The organism is Pseudomonas sp. NY15356 (genome assembly GCF_048068175.1).
Classification (GTDB): Bacteria; Pseudomonadota; Gammaproteobacteria; order Pseudomonadales; family Pseudomonadaceae; genus Aquipseudomonas; species Aquipseudomonas putida_K.
On the sequence record NZ_JBLUPW010000027.1, the window covers coordinates 1 to 18412 of the forward strand.

9 protein-coding genes and 1 pseudogene are annotated in these 18412 nt (G+C 67.2%); 2 read left to right on the forward strand and 8 right to left on the reverse strand.

Going from position 1 to position 18412, the window contains the following annotated elements; all coding sequences use genetic code 11:
- A pseudogene (locus tag ACNFCI_RS19015) lies at positions 1-139 on the forward strand (RHS repeat-associated core domain-containing protein); the annotation flags it as partial.
- A 977-nt stretch (positions 140-1116) separates the two neighbouring features.
- Here ACNFCI_RS19015 and ACNFCI_RS19020 read toward each other — a convergent pair.
- The 8 genes from ACNFCI_RS19020 to ACNFCI_RS19055 are packed head-to-tail and all read right to left on the reverse strand — an operon-like array spanning position 1117 to position 7137.
- Positions 1117-1992: a metal ABC transporter solute-binding protein, Zn/Mn family gene (locus ACNFCI_RS19020; RefSeq protein ID WP_368830316.1), complete on the reverse strand. Its 876-nt coding sequence runs from the start codon at positions 1990-1992 to the stop codon at positions 1117-1119.
- Positions 1993-1994: 2 nt separating this feature from the next.
- Positions 1995-2894, reverse strand: coding sequence for a metal ABC transporter permease (locus ACNFCI_RS19025; RefSeq protein WP_084857442.1), 900 nt, complete (start codon positions 2892-2894; stop codon positions 1995-1997).
- Positions 2894-3637 carry a metal ABC transporter ATP-binding protein gene (locus ACNFCI_RS19030; RefSeq protein WP_084857444.1) on the reverse strand — a complete coding sequence of 248 codons (744 nt, stop codon included), beginning with the start codon at positions 3635-3637 and terminating at the stop codon, positions 2894-2896. Before ACNFCI_RS19030 ends, ACNFCI_RS19025 begins: the two co-directional genes overlap by 1 nt.
- A complete protein-coding gene (locus ACNFCI_RS19035; protein ID WP_368830315.1) occupies positions 3634-4536 on the reverse strand; it encodes a metal ABC transporter substrate-binding protein in 903 nt (300 codons plus the stop codon). Before ACNFCI_RS19035 ends, ACNFCI_RS19030 begins: the two co-directional genes overlap by 4 nt.
- Positions 4537-4551: 15 nt before the next feature.
- The gene (locus tag ACNFCI_RS19040; protein WP_368830314.1) at positions 4552-5121 is read right to left on the reverse strand and encodes a DUF6162 family protein; all 570 of its coding nucleotides are present in this window, start codon (positions 5119-5121) and stop codon (positions 4552-4554) included.
- Positions 5118-5435 (reverse strand): hypothetical protein, encoded by a 318-nt coding sequence (locus ACNFCI_RS19045; protein ID WP_084857450.1) that lies wholly within the window; start codon positions 5433-5435, stop codon positions 5118-5120. Before ACNFCI_RS19045 ends, ACNFCI_RS19040 begins: the two co-directional genes overlap by 4 nt.
- Positions 5432-5956 carry a thiamine pyrophosphate-binding protein gene (locus ACNFCI_RS19050; protein WP_416768110.1) on the reverse strand — a complete coding sequence of 175 codons (525 nt, stop codon included), beginning with the start codon at positions 5954-5956 and terminating at the stop codon, positions 5432-5434. Before ACNFCI_RS19050 ends, ACNFCI_RS19045 begins: the two co-directional genes overlap by 4 nt.
- The gene (locus tag ACNFCI_RS19055) at positions 5953-7137 is read right to left on the reverse strand and encodes a PepSY-associated TM helix domain-containing protein (protein WP_324818427.1); all 1185 of its coding nucleotides are present in this window, start codon (positions 7135-7137) and stop codon (positions 5953-5955) included. The genes ACNFCI_RS19050 and ACNFCI_RS19055 overlap by 4 nt, the downstream gene beginning before the upstream one ends.
- Before the next feature lie 265 nt (positions 7138-7402).
- Here ACNFCI_RS19055 and ACNFCI_RS19060 point away from each other — a divergent pair, with 265 nt between their 5' ends.
- The gene (locus tag ACNFCI_RS19060; protein ID WP_416768111.1) at positions 7403-18412 is read left to right on the forward strand and encodes an amino acid adenylation domain-containing protein; all 11010 of its coding nucleotides are present in this window, start codon (positions 7403-7405) and stop codon (positions 18410-18412) included.

The window sequence follows — 18412 nt, forward strand, 5'->3', positions numbered from 1 at the left end:
GAGCGAGATGCCACAGGCCTGTACTACTACGGCTATCGCTATTACCAGCCTTGGGCGGGGCGCTGGTTGAGCGCGGATCCGGCCGGTACGGTGGACGGGTTGAATCTGTTCTGGATGGTAGGGAATAACCCAACTTCGGCCATCGATAGAGATGGCCGAATGTTAGAAAAGGTCATGCGTTTCTTGAACGAAAGGGGCCCATCACCGCTTGTCCAAGAATTTCAAAACTATGAGCAAGCGGTCAATGATAATCGGCACAAGGGGATTGACGAGGCCACACGCCAACGAGATGAGGAGGTGTTGAAGTGGTTGGCTTCTAAAATTAATGACTTGCCTGCGCTGATGATTTATGCAGAGGGAGGGAATGATGCATACCGGTTGCTCAATGGGCATTTGCGTGGAACATTGTCAGAAGGAGATGAGGAACAGTTTCGTCAAACGTATCCGAATCTTGTTCAGGACCTTAAAAATGATAGTTCAGTACTTGAGGACTATGAGGGTGTCGCCTACAGAATGCTGAAAGTCCCGACGGGTGTATATGGGGGTACGATAAAAGAAAATGACGTTGTGGTCGACCCGGGGTATATGTCGGCATCCAAATTGCTTCGCAATACGATTGGGTGGCAGGATTGGTCCGCGAGGCTGGGGGGCGAGGGGGGTGATCAGGTAGCACTGCTGCTGGATGAAACCGTGCCTAAAAAGTTGGCACCCACCTCTATCTTGGCCGATCACATCTTAGTTACCCCTTATACACAACTGAAAGTAAAGGAGATCAGCAAGGCCAGCAGCGGCATGATTGTGGTGAGGTTAAAGGGTGCAAGTCATCCCGATCGCCATGACTTGAAAGATATCTATTCTGGTGACGTCAGGTTCGAGCGAGAGCCAACGTGGCTGGCTGATAAGTTGAGGGTGTGCCTTTGAAACGTGAGGGTTCTTAAACCGAGCGAAAAGCTGCAATAAGCCGGGAAAGACAAGCCTCTAGAAAAGCTCGACGGTCGTGCGCTCACAGCCAATGATCTTCTTAACAATAATGCCGACTCTTGGGTCGCGGTGACTTTTGCGCTCAGTCGATTTGAAGGGTTCGTGTCGGCAGGTATGGTCAGGAAGGCGTGAGCCTCAACCCTGAACAAGTGCGTTCACCACCCGTCCGACACTGGCCTTCAAACCACCAATGGCATCTTCCGGCTCGCTGTCGATCACCACTAGCCGGGCGCCACCGGCCGCGACCGCCGCGGCCACCGTCGGCTCCGGCTGGCGATGATGCAGCACCAGCGCGACGTCCTGGGCCTTGAGGTTGTCGGTCAGCGCTTGCAGTGTGGCTGCGTCCCATTGGTCCCCGGCGGGCAGCGGCTGTTCCACCACGTCCAGATTGAGCCCACTGGCGAGGTACCCCAGCCGTTCGGAGAGGCAGACCACGCTGAGGTTGTCGACCTCGGCCAGGCGTGCCTGCGATTCGGCGGCCAGGGCCAGCAGTTGGCGCTTGAGGCCGGCGAGGTTGGCCTGGATCTTGTCCTTGTCGCCGGGCGACAGGCGCTCCAGGTCATTGGCCAGCACATCAGCCATGCGCCCCAGGTTGGTCGGGTTGAGCCAGGGGTAGCTGGCAAAGGCGTCGTCACCCTTGACCGCGATGCCCGGCAGGGCACCGTCCACCGGGCGTGCGGCATCGATCTCGACGATACGGATATTGCTACGCCGGGCCATGGGGTAGAGCGGGTCGTCGCGCCAGATCGAGCGCAGGCCGATCACCGCGTCGGCCTGCTGCGCGGCCTTGTGCAGGCTGGCCCCGCCGCGCCCGCCGAAGTACGACGGCTGACGCGTGGCCGGCAGGTTGGCCGGGGCGGCGCGCTTGAGCTGCACCGAGGTACCCTCGAGCAAGGCGCCAGCCAGGCTGTGAGTCACCGGCAAGGTGGTCAGCACTTCGCTGCCGGCGGCGTGGGCGAAGTTGGGCAGGCCAGCGAGGGCGAGGGCCAGGGTCAGGTGCTTGAGGTTCAAGGTCATGCCGGGTTTCCTTGCAGGCGGGGAACGAGGGTGCGGGCCAGGGCCGCGAGGGCGAAGCAGGCGCCCGCGACCAGGATGATCGCCGCGCCCGAAGGCACGGGCAGGTCGAAGACGATGGGTAGCAGGATGCCCAGCACGGCGCTGAGGGTGGCGATGGCCAGCGACATGAAGAAAAAGCCCTTGAGCGACTGGCTGACCAGGCGTGCCGCCGCCGCCGGGATGACCAGCAGGGCGCCCACCAGGATTGCCCCGATCACCTTCACCGAGGCCACGGTGACCAAGGTCACCAGCACCACGAACAGGTAGTCCAGGGTCTTCACCGCCACCCCGCGCACCGCCGCCAGCTGCGGGTTGAAGCTGGCCAGCATGATGCGGTTGTACAGCGGCAAGGCCAGCGCCAGGACCAGCATCGCGACGATGCCCAGCACCACCAGGTCCTGGGCGCTGACTGTCAGTACCGAGCCGAACAGCACGTTCTCCAGGATATGCACGTTGATCTTGCCGGCCAACATCAGCAGCAGGCTCGCGCCCAGGGCCAGGGACACCGAGAGGAACACGCCGATCAAGGTGTCCGGCGACAACCCGGTGCGGTTGCGCAGGAAATTGAGCAGCAGGCCGAACAGCAGGCAATAACCGAACAGGCTGCCATAGGGCCCGGTATAGGGCTCGCCGAGCAGGATGCCGATGGCCACGCCGGTCAGCGCGGCATGGCCGACCGCCTCGGAGAAGAAGGCAAAGCGCTTGACCACCACCAGGGTCCCCAGGCCGCCCAGCACGGGGCCGATCATCAGGCCTGCGAGCAGGGCGTTGATCACGAAGCCGTAGGCCAGCGCCTCTGGCAGATAGCCCGCCGTGGCCCAGCCCTGGATCAGTTGACGGAAGGTTTCATCGCTCATCAGGCCAGGCACTCGCTGCGAGGGTGGACGGAAAACAGGCCCAGCAGGCGCTGCGGGGTCAAGGCCTGGGCAGGCGGGGCGTCGAACAGTACCTGGCGGCTCAGGCCGGTGACCCGGTCGGCCAGGCGCAGCACTGCCTCCAGGTCGTGCTCGATCCACAGCACCGTGGTACCGGCCTGGCGCCAGGCCTGCAGCAGCTGCTCGAACACCTGGATACCTGCTTCGTCGAGGGCCGCCATGGGCTCGTCGAGCACCAACAGTTGTGGGTCGGGAATCAGGCCCTGGGCCAGTAGCACACGCTGGCGTTCGCCACCGGACAGCGCGCCCATGCGCCGTTTGCGTTTGTCGAGCATGCCGACCCGTGCCAGGGCCGCGTCGATGGCGGGCCGGGCGTGGCGAGCCAGGCCGAGGAAGGCCGGGCGCTGCTGGCACAGGGCAGCCATGAAGTCGTCCACGGTCATTGGCAGGCCCCGGTCGAACTCCAGGGCCTGGGGCACGTAGCCGATCACCTCGCGTGGCCCTGGCCAGTGCAAGGTGAGCCGGCCCTGGTGGGGCATCTGCCCGAGCAGGGTCTTGACCAGCGAACTCTTGCCGCCGCCGTTGGGGCCGACGATGGCGTGCACGCTGCCGGGGGCCACGCTGAAACAGACCTGTTCGAGGATGCGCGTGCGCCCCAGGGTCAGGTCGATGGCCTCGAAGTCGATGCGCGGCCCGCAGGCGGCATTGAGGTTGGCGGCGGTCACGTGCGGGTCTCCTGGATGGCGCGCACCACGGTGTCGAGGTTGCGCTTCATCTCCACTTCGTACTTGCCCTGGGTGTACTCGCCGTAGGAAATATGAGTCAGCGGGTAGATGCGCACACCCGACTCGCGCTCGATGGTCTGGACGTAGGCGGACGGGAAGTCCATCTCCGAGAAGATCACCTGCACGTCCAGGGCCTTGAGCTGGTCGATGGTCTTCTTCAACTGGGCCGGGCTCGGCTCGATGCCGTGGGCCGGCTCGACCACGGCGGTCACTTCCAGGCCGAAATCGCGCACCAGGTAGTCATAGGCGGCGTGGATGGTGGCCACGCGCAAGGACGCCTGCGGCGCCTGGGTGACCTTGGCCAGCGCCTCGGCCCGTAGCGTGCGCAGGCGCTTGGCGTAGGTCCGTGCGTTGCTGCGGTAGAACGCCGCGTTGTCCGGGTCGAGCGTGCCCAGTTCGCGGGCGATGTTGTTGACCTGGGCGATGGTGGCGCTGATCGACAGGAAGGTGTGCGGGTTGACCACTTTGCCGGCGCCTCGGGCGGCGATGCCGGTGGCTGCCAGTAACGGCACGTTGGCGTTGGCCTCGATGGTGGCGATGTCGGGCTTTTCGCTGGCGGCGATCATGCGGTCGGCGAAGTCGTCATGGCCTATGCCGTTGAGCACGACCACGTCCAGGGTGCCGATGCGCTTGATGTCCTCGGCGCGGGGCTCATAGGCGTGGGGGTTGAAGCCGGCCGGGATCAGCGGCACCACCTCGGCCTTGTCGCCCACGATGTTGCTCACGTAGCTGTAGTAGGGGTGCAGGGTGATGCCGATGCGCAGGGGCTTGCCGTTATCGGCCAGGGCCAGGACGGGCAGGGCGCAGGCCAGGAGCAGAGCGAGGGTGGAGCGGAGCATGGGGAGTCCTTGGGTTCAGTGGCGGTGTTGGCGGGTGACCCCGGCGTCGTAATGGCTGACCACCTGCTGCCAGCCTGCGGCGATCAGCGCAGCCTGGCCCAGGTCGTCCGGCAACAGGGTGCTGCGGTCGCGGCGCAGCCAGACATCGGCCGGCTGCGCGCCGCCGGGGGGCAGGATCAGCAGGAAACTGCCGGCGACCTGGGTGTCCTGGCTGCGGCCCAGGTAGGCGCCGTTTGGCAGCCATTGCCATTGATGGCGGCCTCGGCTTGCGCTGCTGGCGTCGTTGGCGAAGGGCGGCAGGCCTTCCTCGGCCAGGATGGCCACTGTCGGGGCCTGGTCATTTTCCTCGCGCAGCAGCTGGATCTCGTCGAAGGCCACCCAGAGGTCGGTATAGATGCCTTGCTCGGCGGCACTGAGGTCGCGGCGGGCATCGACCTGGTGGCGGGCGATGACCGTCTCGTCCTTGCGCTCGCCACGCAGCGCCACCACGGTGGCGGCAATGGCGACGATCAGCAGCGCGACCAGCAGCACATAAAGGGTTTCGTGCCCGGCGCCGGCCGGGCGCACCACCTGGATGCGGCTCATGGCGCGCCTATGTCGGCATGGTCGACTTCCACCACATGGCCGGGGCCTGCGTCGAACAGTACGTAGAACTCGCCGTCGGGGCGTTTGAAGGTCAGGGTCGAGTCCTCGCCGAGCTTGCCGCCGACCAGCACCTGCTCGTCATAGCCGATCACGTCCAGGGTCACTCCAGGCGCGCCGCTGCCATCGGAGAAACCGCCCTTGCAGGTGATCTGCTCGCCGGTTTCGGTACATTCGCACATCGGGTTGTGGGCCAGTGCCGGCGCGGTGGCAAGGGCCAACAGGGGCAGGGCGAGCCTGCGCATCAGGGGGGTCATTGCTTGCCTCCTTGTTTCTTGAGCCAGGCCACGGTGGCTGGCGAAGCCTTGGTCAGCGGGACCGATGCCTGGTGCATGCTGCCGTCCCAGCCTTCGAGGGTGATCCAGAGGTCGGCGTCGGGGCGGGTGCGGGGCGGGACCGGCAGCGACGTACCCATGCGGTACGGTGTGCCGAAGAAAATCGTGCCTGCCGTGCGCAGGCTGCGCGGCTTGCCGATACGCAGGTAGATGGCCTTGACCTCGCCGATGCAGGCCTTGCACAAGGCAGCGTTGAACTGCTTGAAGTGCCCAGCCGGGCCATCGGCACGCGGGGCCTCGTCGCGCATCTCGGCCAGGTCGATGCTGTAGGGGCCCACGGCGATAGCCTCGATCGCATGGGCGCCCAGGCCGCTGTCACCGCGAAACAGCCGCGTTTCGCTGAAGTACCGGGGCATGAAGCCCAGGGGGATCAACACCAACAGGATGTTCAGGTGAAAGCGCCACTTCTGCCAGAACTGCTTCAGGGGGCTGGGCGAACTCATGCCTGGGCCTCCACGACGACGTCGGAGCGGGGCTGGCGTGACTGGCGCTCGCTGCGCTTGAGGGCGGCGGCGGTGGCCTGGGCGGTACGCTTGCTCCAGATCAGCAGGCCGCTGAGCACCATCAGGGTCAGCAGCGAACCGAAGAAGGCCCAGACCAGCTTGATTGCCAGTCCGCCGAAGTCACCGGTGTGCAAGGGGCGCATGGATTCGGTGACGAACTCCAGGGGTGTGCGGTCGGCGAGCCTGAACTGGCTGTCGACGGTGCGGGTGTAGGGGTTGACCTCAGCGGTCTGGAACATCAGCGGGTAGCTACCGCGCCCGCCCATGCGCACATGGCTGTAGGCGGTGCCGGGCAGGGAGATGAAGCTGATCTCCAGCCCCGGAATCGCGGCGGTGGCGATCCGGGCCGCTTCGTCCAGGTCGATGCGCGGCGGCGGGCCGCCGTCGACACCTTGGGGCACCTGCTCGCGGGCGATGACCGGGACGATCGGCTCGGTGGAGAGGGTGACGTGGTTGTCGGCGAGGATCGCCTGGATCAGGAACCAGGTACCGGTGATGGAGATCACCGCGACGAACCCGATCGACCAGACCCCGGCCAGGCGGTGCAGGTCGCCCCAGAAGATGCGCGGGCCATGGCCACGCCGCGGCCATTTGAAAAAGCCCCGCCAGAACTTCTTGTACACCACCAGGCCCGTCACCAGCGAGGCGAGCATCGGTAGGCCGAGCAGCGATACCAGGTACCAGCCCCAGCTGTAGCCGTTGGTGAACGGCACCAGCCACCAGCCATGCAGGGCCCGGGTAAAGGCCTCGAAGTTGAAGTCCGGGCTCTTGCCCTGGATCGCCCCGGTGTAGGGGTTCACGTACAGGGTGGGGGCGGTGCCGTCCGGGTAGGTGACGCTGGCCAGCAGGGCGAAGTGCGAGCCGTCTGGCTGGGCCAGGGTGCGCACGGCCATGTCCGGCTCGGCCTTGTGCAGCGCGTCGAGCACCTGCTGGTAGCTCAGGCGTTCCGCGTCTTCGGCGGGCTTGCTGGCACGCACGTCAGGGTTGGCCAGCCACACCAGCTCCTGGCTCACCACCGCGAGGGTACCGGTGAAACAGACGATCAGCACGAAGAACCAGATCGGCAGTGCCAGCCAGCTGTGAACCAGGAACCACAGCCTGGATTTCGATTGCTTTGCCATGGGTGAGGGTAATCCATCGGACAGGAAGAAGCGCGACCGATCGCAACGAACGCGCGCTGTTTATGGTTAGGACGAATGAGAATCGAAAACCCTACGGTGAAAATGAAAGAAAATGTTTCAGTAGCCACCGTGGCGAACCCGCCTCGATGACGCGAACGCCGCGGCACAGGTGGTATGGCGGGGTCTAATTTTCCGGCTGAGCCATCCGTTTTCCCTGGATACCGGGCGCCTCTGCGCCTCGCTCGATCTAGACGGATGGATGTAAATGAACGCAGATGACGCTCGCAAACTTGCCCGCCGGTTCGTGGCACTGCCCCTGGAAAAACGCCATGTGTTTCTCGCTGCGCTGGAACGCGAAGGGGTCGACTTCTCGGTGTTGCCGATTCCGGCCGGGGTGCGTGCGGCGCAGGATTGCCCGTTGTCCTATGCCCAGCAGCGCATGTGGCTGCTCTGGCAGCTCGAGCCGCAGGGCAATGCCTACAACCTGCCCAGTGCGGTCAGCCTGAGCGGGCCGCTGGACCAGAACGCCCTGGAACAGGCCTTTGTCGGCCTGGTGGAGCGGCATGCCACCCTGCGTACGGTGTTCGCCCTCGACGCAGGCGATGCGCCTTGCCTGCGGCCACTGGAGCGACCGCTGGCGATCGTGCGGCATGATTTTGGCACGCTGCCCGAGGCGCAACGCCAGGCGGCCGTGGCCGAGCTCGTACGGCAGCAGGCGATGCAGCCGTTCGACCTGGAGCAGGGGCCGCTGCTGCGTATCCACCTGGCCAGGCTGGCCGAGCAGGCGCATGTGCTGGTCCTGGTGATGCACCACATCATCGCCGACGGCTGGTCGATGAACGTGCTGATCGACGAGTTCATCCAGCGCTACGATGCCCTGGTACGCGGCCAGGTGCTGGACCTCCCGTCGCTGGCGGTGCAGTACAGCGACTACGCGCTATGGCAACGCAGCTGGCTGGAGGCCGGCGAGCAGGCCCGCCAGCTGGCGTACTGGCGTGGCCAGCTGGGTGACGAGCATCCGCCGCTGGCGCTGCCGACCGATTTCCCGCGCGCCCTGCGCCCTGGGTCGGCGGGCGGTCGTCACGCCTTCGAGATCCCCGAGGCGCTGGCGGCGCGCCTGCGTGACAGTGCCCGTGAGCACAATGTCACGCTGTTCATGCTGCTGCTCGGTTCGTTCGCGGCCTTGCTGCAGCGCTACAGCGGCCAGGACGATATCCGCCTCGGTGTGCCCGTGGCCAATCGCAACCGTAGCGAGGTCGAGGGCCTGATCGGTTGCTTCATCAATACTCAGGTGCTGCGCGTGCAGCCGCAGGCGCAGCAGGGCCTGGCAGCGCTGTTACAGCAGGTGCGCGAAGCTGTCGTGGGGGCTCAGGCGCACCAAGAGCTGCCGTTCGAGCAACTGGTCGATGGCCTTGGCGTGGCCCGTGACAGCAGCCACCACCCGCTGTTCCAGGTGCTGTTCAACCACCAGGCCCAAGTGGCCGACCTGGAGCAGGCGCGGCAGGTCGGCGGCCTGCAGTTGCGTGCCCTGGAGCGCGACCACCACACCACACGTTTCGACCTTGCCCTGGATACCTACGAGCGCGGCGGGCGGCTGTTCGCCGCGTTCACCTACCGCTTGGAGCTGTTCAAGGCCGAAACCATCGAACGCATGGCCGGGCACTGGCTGACCCTGCTCGATGGCTGGTTACGTTCGCCCGCCACCGTGCTGGGCGAGCTGCCAGTGCTGTCGGCCGGGCAGGCTGAGCAGCAGCGGCTGTGGAACGCTACCGCGCAGCCGCGGGAGGCGACCTTGTGCATCCACCACCTGATCGAGCGCCAGGCCCTCGAGCGCTGCGGCCAGGTGGCCGCGGTGCATGGCCGGCAGCAACTCACCTGGGCCGAGCTCGACCGTTCGGCCAATCGCCTGGCCCACCACCTGCTGGCCCTCGGTGCCGGGCCGGATGTGCTGGTGGGCATCGCCGTGGAGCGTTCCCTGGACATGCTGGTGGGCCTGCTGGCCGTGCTCAAGGCCGGCGCAGCGTACGTGCCGCTCGACCCACAGTTCCCAGTCCAGCGGCTGGGCTACATGATCGAGGACAGTGGGGTGAAGGTGCTGCTGACCCAGCGCGCCGTGCTGGCGCAGCTGCCGCAATGCCCGGGCGTGCATACGGTGGTGCTCGATGCACCGCAGCCTGCCTGGGCGGGGCTGCCTGCGAGCGCGCCAGTGGTGCTGGTCGACCCGGCCCACCTGGCCTATGTCATCTATACCTCCGGCTCTACCGGCCAGGCCAAGGGTGTGGCGTTGAGCCACGGCGGCCTGGTCAACTACGTGCAGGGTATCCTCGAAACCCTGCCGCTGGCCGGAGCGCGCAGCATGGCGGTGGTGTCCACGCTTGCCGCCGACCTGGGCCATACCACCTTGTTCGGCGCCCTGTGCAGCGGCGCCACCCTCCATGTGCTGGACCTGGACCTGACCCTCGACGCCGAACGTTTCGCCACCTACATGGCACAGGCGAACATCGATGTACTGAAGATCGTGCCATCGCACATCGAGGCCCTGCTCAGCGACCAGCAGCGCGGCGCCGGCCTGCCACGCCAATGCCTGGTGCTGGGCGGCGAAAGCGCATCGCCCGCACTGCTGGCGCGCATCGTCGAGTGGGCGCCGGCCTGCCAGGTGATCAACCACTACGGCCCGACCGAGACCACGGTCGGCGTGCTGACGGCACCGCTGCTGCAGGGCGGTGCCGAGCCGCCGGCGCTTGGCCGCCCCTTGCCGAACCTACGTGCCCAGGTACTGGACGGGCACTTGCAGGCTTTGCCCTGCGGCGCCCGGGGCGAGCTGCTGCTCGGTGGTGCGGGGCTTGCGCGTGGTTATCACCGCCGCCCCGGGCTGACCGCCGAGCGCTTCGTGCCCGACCCCTTCGGCCCACCAGGCGCGCGCTTGTACCGCACCGGCGACTTGGCCAGCCAGGGCTTGGATGGGCGTTTCACCTTCCACGGGCGCATCGACCACCAGGTGAAGATTCGCGGCTATCGCATCGAGCTGGGTGAGATCGAAGCGCGGTTGCGTGGCCTGGCGCAGGTGCGCGAGGCCCATTGCCGAGTGCTCCAGGCGATGGGCGCGGCGCAGTTGGTAGCCTATGTGGTGCCCAAGGGGGTCATCGGTGACCAGCCCGCACAGGTCGCCGCCTGGAAGCGCGAGCTGGCCAAGACGCTGCCGGACTACATGGTGCCTGGCCCGTTCGTGCTGCTCGACACCATGCCGTTGACCCTCAACGGCAAGCTCGACCTGCAGGCCCTTGCCGCATCGCTGCCGGATGCCCCCCAGCCGCGTTACCTGGCCCCCGAGACACCGCTGCAACAGCAACTGGCACAGATCTGGGCGCAGGTGCTGGACGTCGAGCGGGTAGGGCTGGGTGACAACTTCTTCAGCCTGGGCGGCCATTCGTTGCTCGCCACTCAGATCATCTCCCGCGTTCGCCGCCTGGTGCGGGCGGATGTGCCGTTGCGCAGCCTGTTCGACAGTGCCGACCTGCAAGCCTTCGCCCTCGAGGTCGAAGCGGCCCGGGGCACCGCCACGGCCAGCGAGCTGGTGGCCATCGGGCGTGATGCGCCGCTGCCCGCATCCTTCGCCCAACAGCGCCAATGGCTGTTCTGGACCTTGGAGCCCGAGAGCGTCGCCTACCACACACCGCTGGTGGTTAACTTCGACGGTGCTCTCGACCGCCAGGCCCTGGAGCGCACCTTCGCGGCGCTGGTGGCGCGTCACGAGGCCCTGCGTACCCATTTCGCTCGCGATGGCGAGCAGTTGTGCCAGGTGGTCGAGGCGCAAGGGCAGGTGGTGGTGCACTGGGACAGGTTGGCCGGTGCCGACGAGGCCACGCTGCAGGCGCGTATCGAGGCCGAGATCAACACCTTGTTCGACCTCGAGCAGGGGCCGCTGATGCGCGTCCGGGTGTTCGAGCTGGCGGCCGACCGTTTCGTGCTGGTGGTCACGCTGCACCACATCGTCTCCGACGGCGGTTCGATGGGCGTGCTCGGGCGTGAGTTCGCCCAGCTCTACCGCGCGTTCCAACAGGGTGAAATGCCCGTGCTGGCAGCGTTGCCGATCCAGTACGCCGATTATGCGCAGTGGCAGCGCCAATGGCTGCAAGCCGGTGAGATGGCGCGTCAGCTGGCGTACTGGCGCGGGCAGCTGGGCAACGAGCACCCGCTGCTCGAATTGCCGTGCGACCACCCGCGCGGTGTGCGCCGCGACTACCGCGAAGGGCGCCTGGACCTGCGCCTGCCGGACACCCTGGCCCAGGCCGTGCGTCACTACGCGCGCCAGCACAACCTGACGTTGTTCCAGGTATTCGTCGCTGCTTATGGGATGTTGCTGCAACGCTACTGCGGCCAACACGACATCCGCATCGGTTTGCCGGTGAACAACCGCAATGCCCAGGCCCTGGAGGGCGTGGTCGGCTTCTTCGTCAATACCCTGGTGCTGCGCCTGGACATCCTGCCAAGCGCCCCCCTGGAGCAGATCGTGCGCCAGGCCCGGGAGACCGCACTGGCTGCCCAGGCTCATCAGGATCTGCCCTTCGATCGCCTGGTGGAGGCGCTCAACCCACCGCGTTCGCTGCAGCACAACCCGCTGTTCCAGGTGATGTACAACCACCTCAACACGGTGGGCGCCGCCGCCGCGGGCAATCTGCCGGACGTGCAAGCGCAGGAGAGGGTACTGCCAGCAGGCATGGCGCAGTTCGACCTGACCCTGGAAACCCTGGAGACCGACCACGGCATCAACGTGGCCTTCCTGTATGCCGCAGAACTGTTCGAGCCGGCCAGTATCGTCGGCATGGCCGAGGCCTGGCAGACCTTGCTCGGCGCACTGGTGGAGCAGCCGCGACAGTCGCTGGGCGAAGTCCAGTTGCAGGCCCCAGCCCAGTGGCAGCAGCGCCTGGCGCAGGTCGAGGGGCCGACCGAGGCGGCGCCGGGCAACGTGCTGGAGGCCTTTGCCGCCCAGGTACGGCGCGCGCCCCAGGCCCTGGCGCTGATCCATGGCGATGAGCGTATCGATTATGCCGCCCTGGACCTGCGCAGCGACGAGCTCGCGGCACGCCTGCGCGCCACGGGGGTGGGGCCCGAGACGCTGGTGGCCATCGTCGCCGAACGGGGCATTGGCCTGGTGGTCGGCCTGCTGGGCATCTTCAAGGCTGGCGCTGGCTATCTGCCGCTGGATGTGGCGTACCCCGCCGAACGTTTGGCGTACATGCTTGCAGACAGCGGCGCGGCGCTGGTCATCGGCGAGTCGGCACAGTTGGCGCGCCTGCCATTGGCGGCAGGGCAGCGGACGCTGGCGCTGGACACCGTGGACACCATAGTGCCTGCCCGTGTCGCACCGTGCATGGGCCAGAGCCTGGCCTATGTGATCTACACCTCCGGTTCCAGCGGCCGGCCAAAGGGCGTGGCGGTCAGCCAGGCTGCCCTGGCCATGCACTGCCATGGCGCGGCCGCACGCTATGGCGTGGGCCCGCAGGACCGTGTGTTGCAGTTCGCCTCGATCAGCTTCGATGCGGCAGCCGAGCAGATCTTCATGCCGTTGATGCGGGGCGCTGCGGTGGTGCTTGGCGACGCCACCCAATGGGCCTACGCGCAACTGCTGGAGCAGGTGCGGGCCCACGGTATCAGTGTTCTGGACCTGCCGCCGAGCTACCTGGCGCGTATCCTCGAGGCCGCCGAGCCAGGCAGCCCACCGCTCGAGGTGCGTGCCTGCATCCTCGGCGGCGAAGCCTGGAGCCAGGCGCAGTTCAGCGGGCTGCCGCGCCTGCGCGCGGGGCAGCTGTTCAATGCCTACGGCCCGACCGAGGCGGTGATCAGCCCGCTGATTCATGCCTGCCAGGCCATGGCCAGCCCGGCGTTGTACGCACCGATCGGCAGCCCGGTGGGCGAGCGTTCGGCTTGGCTGCTGGACGCCGACCTGGCCTTGACGCCAGGCAACGCGATTGGCGAACTGTGCCTGGGCGGCGCGGGCCTTGCCCGTGGCTACCTGGGGCGCCCGGGGTTGACCGCGCTGCAGTTCGTCCCCGACCCTTTCGGCGCCCCTGGCGCCCGTTTATACCGTACCGGCGACCTGGCGCGTCTGCGCGCCGATGGCACGTTCGCCTACCACGGTCGGCGCGACCAACAGGTCAAGTTGCGTGGCTTGCGCATCGAGTTGGGCGAGATCGAGAGCGCCTTGCGCGACTGCCCGGCGATTGCCGATGCCGCCGTGCTGGTGCAGCCGTTGGGGCTGGGTGGGCAACTGGTGGCCTACCTGGTGGCCCGTGAGGGCGTCGAGTCGGATACCGAGACCCTGCGCGCCGCACTGCGCCAGCGTCTGCCGGAGCATATGGTACCCACGCACTGGTTGTTCCTGGCGCAGTTGCCGCTCAATGCCAACGGCAAGCTGGATCGCTCGGCCTTGCCGATGCCGCAACCCTCGCGTGCGGCGCACCAGGCGCCCGAAAGTGTCGCGCAGGTCACCCTGGCGGCGATCTGGGCCGAGGTCCTCAAATGCGACCGGGTCGGCTTGCAGGACAACTTCTTCGAGCTGGGCGGCGACTCGATCCTCTCCCTGCAGGTGGTCAGCCGCGCGCGCCAGGCCGGCCTGCAGATCAAGGCCAAGGACTTGTTCCAGTACCAGACCCTGCAGGGCGTGGCCGCAGTGGCCCAGGCCTGCGCCGCTACCTCGCAGGCCGAGCAAGGCCCGGTGCAAGGCGCACAGGTGTTGCTGCCGGTCCAGCAGGCCTTCTTCGAGGAGGTGCTGGTCGATCGGCATCACTGGAACCAATCCGTGCTGCTGGCACCGGCCCGGCCCCTGGACCCTCGGCGGGTGGAACAGGCACTGCAAGCCCTGGTGAATCACCACGACGCGCTGCGCCTGGGCTTCACCCAGGGCAAGGAGGGCTGGGTGGCGAGCTATCGCCCGGTGGAGCCGGTGCAGCCACTGCTACAACAAGCGCACGTGACCGACGAGCAGGCGCTCGGCGAGCAGTGTCAACGCCTGCAGGTATGCTTCGACCTAGCCCACGGTCCGTTGCTGCGAGGCCTGTTGCTGGACCTGGGCACAGGCGGGCAGCGGCTGTTCCTGGTGGCGCATCACCTGGTGGTGGATGGGGTGTCCTGGCGCGTGCTGTGCGAAGACCTGCAGACGGCCTACCGGCAGCTCGAGCAGGGCGCCAGCGTGCAATTGCCCGCCAAGACCGGTGCGTACCGCGACTGGGCCCTGCGCCTGGTGCAATGGGCGGACGATGCCTCGCTGCAAGGGCAACTGGCCTACTGGGAGGCCCAGTGCGCGCCTGGCGCGGATTTGCCGATCCCGGCGGGCCTGGCGCTCGAAAGCCGTGCCCGCACGGTTTACAGCCGGCTGGACGGCGCGACCACCGAGCGCCTGCTGCAGCAGGCGCCGCAGGCCTGGCGTACCCAGGTCAACGACCTGCTGCTGACCGCCCTGGCGCGGGTGCTGTGCCGCTGGAGCGGCCAGGCCAGCGTGTTGTTGGAGCTCGAAGGGCATGGCCGTGAGGAGCTGTTCGATGACTTGGAGCTCAGCCGCAGCGTCGGCTGGTTCACCAGCCTGTATCCCCTGCGCCTGACGCCCACCGAGGGCCTGGAGAGTTCCCTCAAAGCCATCAAGGAGCAACTGCGGGCGGTACCGTACAAAGGCCTCGGCCATGGCGTGCTGCGCCACCTGGGTCCGCTGGCGGCACGCCAGCGCCTGGCCGCGCTGCCACGGGCACAGGTGCTGTTCAACTACTTGGGGCAGTTCGACGGCAGCTTCGACGGGCAGCAGGCCCTGCTGCGCCCGGCCGGTGACAGCGGCAGTCGCGACCACAGTGCACGCGCCACCCTCAGCCACCCATTGACGCTCAACGGCCAGGTGTTCGAGGGCTGCCTGAGCCTGGGCTGGACCTTCGCCGAGGACCAGCTGGCCCCGGCGCAGGTGGCCCAGTTGGCCGAGCAGTTCAGCGAAGAGTTGCGCCGTCTGGTCGATGGCTGCTGCGTGCCGGGTGCTGGCGGTCTGACACCGTCCGACGTGCCGCTGGCTGGCCTCGACCAAGCCGGGCTGGAGCGCCTGGGGCTGCCCCTGGCCACGCTGGAAGACCTTTACCCGCTGTCGCCGATGCAGCAGGGCATGCTGTTCCATGCCTTGTACGAACAGGGCCGTGGCGACTACATCAACCAGATGCATGTGCAGGTACAAGGGCTGGACCCGGCACGCTTGCGCGCGGCCTGGGAGCAGGCTGTCCAGGCCCACGAACCGCTGCGCGGCGGCTTCCTCTGGCAGGGCGAGCTGTCCGCGCCGCTGCAGTTCATCTGCAAGCAGGTCGCATTGCCGTTCCAGCTGTTGGACTGGCGCAACCACACGGCGCCGGCGCAGGCCCTCGCGCAGTTGCTCGAAGAGGAACGCGCGCGTGGCTTCGACCTGCGCCAGCCACCCTTGCTGCGCTTGTGTCTGGCGCGTACCGATGACGACAGCTATTGGCTCGTCTGCACCAACCATCACATCCTGATGGACGGTTGGAGCTACGCTCGGCTGTTCGGCGAGGTGCTGGCGCGTTACCACGGCCAGCCACCCGCCACGCCGAGTGGGCGTTACCGTGACTATATCGGCTGGCTGCAACAGGTTGACGGCGAGGCTGGCGAGCGTTACTGGCAGTCGCGCCTGGCCGAGCTCGAGGCGCCGACCCGCCTGGCCCAGAGCCTGGGCGGCAACCTGCCGGTGCAGCCTGGACGTGCCCGCCATACGCTACGGGTCGATGCCGGACGGACCCAGGCTCTCACGGCCTTCGCCCGCCAGCACAAGGTCACCGCCAACGTGCTGGTACAGGCTGCCTGGATGCTGCTGTTGCAGCGTTACACCGGTCAGGCCAGCGTGGCGTTCGGCACTACGGTCGCCGGGCGGCCGGTGCAGGTACCGGGCATCGATGGCCAGGTCGGCCTGTTCATCAATACCTTGCCGGTGATCGGCACGCCGGCCGCCGAGCAGACCGTCGCCAGCTGGTTGCAGCAGGTGCAGGCCGACAGCCTGGAGCGCGGCGAGCACGAAGCCACGCCGTTGTTCGAGATCCAGCGCTGGGCAGGCCTGGCGGCCGAAAGCCTGTTCGACAGCCTGCTGGTGTTCGAGAACTATCCGGTCGGGGAGGTCCTGCGTCAGCGGGATGCCAGCGCGCTGCGCTTCGGTGCCGTACACAGCCACGAGCAGACCCATTATCCGTTGGCCTTGGCGGTGGAGCTGGGCGATGAGCTGTACCTGGGCTTCGACTACGCCCGGGCACACTTCGAGCCGGCCAGCGTGGTGCGCCTGGCCGCGCACTTGGAGCATCTGTTGCTGCAGTTCGTCAGCGCGCCCGGGCAACCCCTGGGGGAACTGGGGCTGGCGCTGCCCGACGAGGTGGCCCTGGATGCCGAGCGCAATGCCGAGGCGGCGCCGGGCGACGGCCTGCTGGTGCAGCAGCGCATCAGCCTCTGGGCTGCGCGCCAGCCAAGTCGGGTGGCAGTGGTGCAGGACGAGCGCGAACTGAGCTTCGCCGAGCTGGAGCAGCGTGCCAACCAGTTGGCCCATGCCCTGGTGGCGCAGGGCGTAGGGCCGGAGGTCCGGGTCGCCGTCGCCCTGCCACGCAACGAGCAGTTGCCCGTGGCCTTGCTCGCCGTGCTCAAGGCCGGTGGTGCGTTCGTGCCACTGGACATTGCCTACCCGGCCGAGCGCCTGGCGTACCTGCTCGCGGACAGCGCGGCACCCTTGTTGTTGGTGGATTCCCGCCAACCCTGGGCGGTGCCGTTGCCGGCCGGTGTGCGATCCCTGGCGGTGGACCAGCTGGAGCTGGACAGCTACCCCAGTGTGTCGCCATCGGTAGCCGTCGAGCCAGGTAACCTGGCCTACATCATCTACACCTCCGGCTCCACCGGTTTGCCCAAGGGCGTGGCGGTCGAGCACGGTCCGCTGGCCATGCATTGCCAGAGCATCGGCGCACGCTACGAAATGAGCGAGTCCGACTGCGAACTGCTGTTCATGTCGTTCGCCTTCGACGGGGCCCACGAGCGCTGGCTCACCAGCCTGACCCACGGCGCCCGCCTGCTGCTGCGCGACGATGCGTTGTGGACACCGGAGCAGACTTTCGCTGCCCTGCATCGCCATGGCGTGACGGTTGCGGCCTTCCCGCCGGTATACCTGCAGCAGTTGGCCGTACAGGCCGAGCGCGCAGGTAACCCGCCGGCCATGCGTGTGTACTGCTTCGGTGGCGACGCGGTGGCCAGCGCCAGTTTCGACCTGGCCCAGCGCGCCTTGCGCCCGCAATACATCATCAATGGCTACGGCCCGACCGAGACGGTGGTCACGCCGCTGATCTGGAAAGCTGCCGCAGGCGATCGCTGCGAGGCCGCCCATGCCCCGATCGGTGACCGCGTCGGCGCCCGCAGCGCGCGGGTGCTCGATGCCAGTCTGCAACTGCTGCCCGCCGGCCTGGCCGGTGAGCTGTTCCTGGGCGGCGAGGGCGTGGCCCGGGGCTACCTGAACCGTCCGGGGCTGACCGCCGAGCGCTTCGTGCCGGACCCTTTCGGCCCGCCGGGGGCGCGCATGTACCGCTCCGGTGACCTGGTGCGGCTGCGAGCCAACGGCCTGGTCGATTGCCTGGGGCGGATCGACCACCAGGTGAAAGTCCGGGGCTTTCGTATCGAGCTGGGCGAGATCGAGGCCTGCCTCAAGGACCAGGCTGGGGTACGTGACGCCGTCGTAGCGGCCCGTGACGGGGCCCATGGCAAGGTCCTGGTCGCCTACGTGGTGCCCGGCAGCGGCCTGTCGGGCGATGAGACCGAGTACCTGCGCCTGCTGCGTGCCGAGCTGGAGCGCCGCTTGCCGGCCTTCATGGTGCCGAGCCAGTGGGTATGCCTGGCGCAGCTACCGCTCACCCCCAACGGCAAGGTCGACCGCAAGGCGTTGCCCGAGCCCCCGGCCCAGGGCGGGCAGGCTGCCTACCAGGCCCCGCAGGACGAGCTGCAGCGGTGCCTGGCCGGGATCTGGCAGGCAGTGCTGAAGGTCGAGCGTGTCGGCCTTCAGGACAATTTCTTCGAGTTGGGCGGGCACTCGCTGCTGGCCACCCAGGTCACCGCCCAGGCCCAACTGGCGCTTGGCCTGGACCTGAGCCTGGAACTGCTGTTCAAGGCTCGCACCCTGGCGGAGTACGCCGAGGCGGTGGCGGGCTGCATGACATCGAATCACGAGGACGACTTGAGCGACATGTTTGATTTCCTGAACGAACTGGAGGCGAACTGA